Genomic DNA, 2043 nt, shown 5'->3' on the forward strand with positions numbered 1-2043 from the left:
TCATGGAGCGCCTGCACCACTTCAGGTTGCAGCATGACCAAGGTCGTGCCCTCTTGATTGTCGGTCGGCACCTCCAGTTGCAGCGGCAGCACTTCGCTGGGCCTGGGATCCAGGGCATGGGCGTCGAACTGGGCCGAGGCCTCGGGGATCACCTCTTCCCCCTGTCGCACCAGCTCCTCACTGCGGTTCGGCAGGTTCCAGGCACCGCCAAGGCCATCGCTCAGGAGCAGCGGCCTTTGGTGATCCACCACCTGTCCTGGTGAGCGGGCAGTCAGCCGCAGGCGCCAGTCGGCTGGGTAGGCGGGATCAGGCTGCTCGAACAGGGTCAGGCCCCAGGAATGACCCGAGGAATCCGTGAGGGTCCAGCGCTGTGGATCGACTGCTGCCTGGGCCTGGAGCGGCAGCACCATCAGGGTCAGGGCAAGCAGAACAGCGGCGAAGACGGGTCGCCAGCTGGGTCGATGCAACCGGTGAGCAGCAGGGCGGCAACCCGCACCAGCACTTTGAGAAGAAATGCTCATAACGCCTGTCGCGTCATAGAAGGCTTCAACGCTACTGTTTTATCGGGAAGAGTCGGCGCTCGTCAGGTCGTCCACAACGAGGGGCCCCCTCGCCTTCGCAGCTCTCCCCAGCCCCGTCTTCATTCCTAGCCATGACGACAACCATCCTCAAGCGTTCCTGGGGCCACCCATGGAACAGCTTCAAGGACTGGGTAACCAGCACCGACAACCGCCTCTACGTGGGCTGGTTCGGTGTGCTGATGATCCCCACCCTACTGGTGGCCACCTGCTGTTTCGTGATCGCCTTCATCGGCGCCCCGCCCGTCGACATCGACGGGATCCGCGAGCCCGTCTCAGGCGGCCTGCTCTACGGCAACAACATCATCACCGCTGCGGTGGTGCCCAGCTCCAACGCCATCGGTCTGCACCTCTACCCGATCTGGGCTGCTTCCAGCCTCGACGAGTGGCTCTACAACGGGGGCCCCTACCAGCTGATCATCTTCCACTTCCTGATCGGTATCTTCTGCTGGATGGGTCGTGAATGGGAACTGAGTTACCGCCTGGGGATGCGCCCCTGGATTGCCGTGGCCTATTCCGCTCCGGTGGCTGCCGCCACCGCCGTGCTGCTGATCTACTCAATCGGTCAGGGCTCCTTCTCCGACGGCATGCCCTTGGGCATCTCCGGCACCTTCAACTTCATGCTGGTGCTGCAGGCAGAGCACAACGTGCTGATGCACCCCTTCCACATGCTCGGCGTGGCCGGTGTGTTCGGCGGCGCCCTGTTCGCCGCCATGCACGGTTCCCTTGTCACCAGTTCGCTGGTACGGGAATCCACGGAAACCGAATCCCTCAACAAGGGCTACAAGTTCGGCCAGGAGGAGGAAACCTACAACATCGTGGCCGCCCATGGCTACTTCGGCCGTCTGATCTTCCAGTATGCCTCCTTCAACAACAGCCGCAGCCTCCACTTCTTCCTGGCTGCCTGGCCAGTGGTGGGCATCTGGTTCGCCTCCCTGGCGGTGGCGAGCTTCTCCTTCAACCTCAACGGCCTCAACTTCAACCACTCTGTGATGGATCAGCAGGGCCAGGTGATCAACACCTGGGCCGATGTGCTCAATCGCGGTGGCCTCGGCATCGAGGCGATGCACGAGCGCAACGTGCACAACTTCCCGCTTGATCTGGCGGCACTCGAAGCAACTCCCGTGGCGCTCCATGCGCCGGCGATCGGTTAGTGAGACTTTGAATCTCACCCAGTCGATCCTGCTTCGCTCCATGGACTGAGCAGAAAATCTGGGGTCTGGAGTGATCTGGGCCCTTTTCGATCTCCAGAAACCCTTCCGGATCGCGGTTGAGATTCCTGGTCACGCTCAGTTTGATGCCGCCTGTGCGGATCCCTATCCCTTGCCCAGGCACCATGCCCTTTGCCCTGAATTTCGTCCACCCGCTGCTGATGTGGGTGCTGCTGAGCCTGATGCTCTACTCGGGCTACCTGGGCTTCAAGGCCAGCTTGATCCGAAAGGTGAGCGCCGAGGAACGCAAGGCG

Annotated in this window: 2 protein-coding genes; one reads left to right on the forward strand and one right to left on the reverse strand. The window is 62.1% G+C overall.

Going from position 1 to position 2043, the window contains the following annotated elements; all coding sequences use genetic code 11:
* A partial coding sequence (locus CJZ98_RS17555) for a DUF3122 domain-containing protein (RefSeq protein WP_094592394.1) occupies positions 1 to 410 on the reverse strand: 410 nt, incomplete at its 3' end.
* A gap of 242 nt (positions 411 to 652) precedes the next feature.
* Between CJZ98_RS17555 and psbA the strand changes: the two genes are divergently transcribed.
* On the forward strand, positions 653 to 1732 hold the full coding sequence (psbA, locus tag CJZ98_RS17560; protein WP_094592393.1) for a photosystem II q(b) protein: 1080 nt from the start codon (positions 653 to 655) through the stop codon (positions 1730 to 1732).
* The last annotated feature ends 311 nt before the right edge of the window (positions 1733 to 2043 follow it).

This window comes from Vulcanococcus limneticus LL (genome assembly GCF_002252705.1).
GTDB lineage: Bacteria > Cyanobacteriota > Cyanobacteriia > PCC-6307 > Cyanobiaceae > Vulcanococcus > Vulcanococcus limneticus.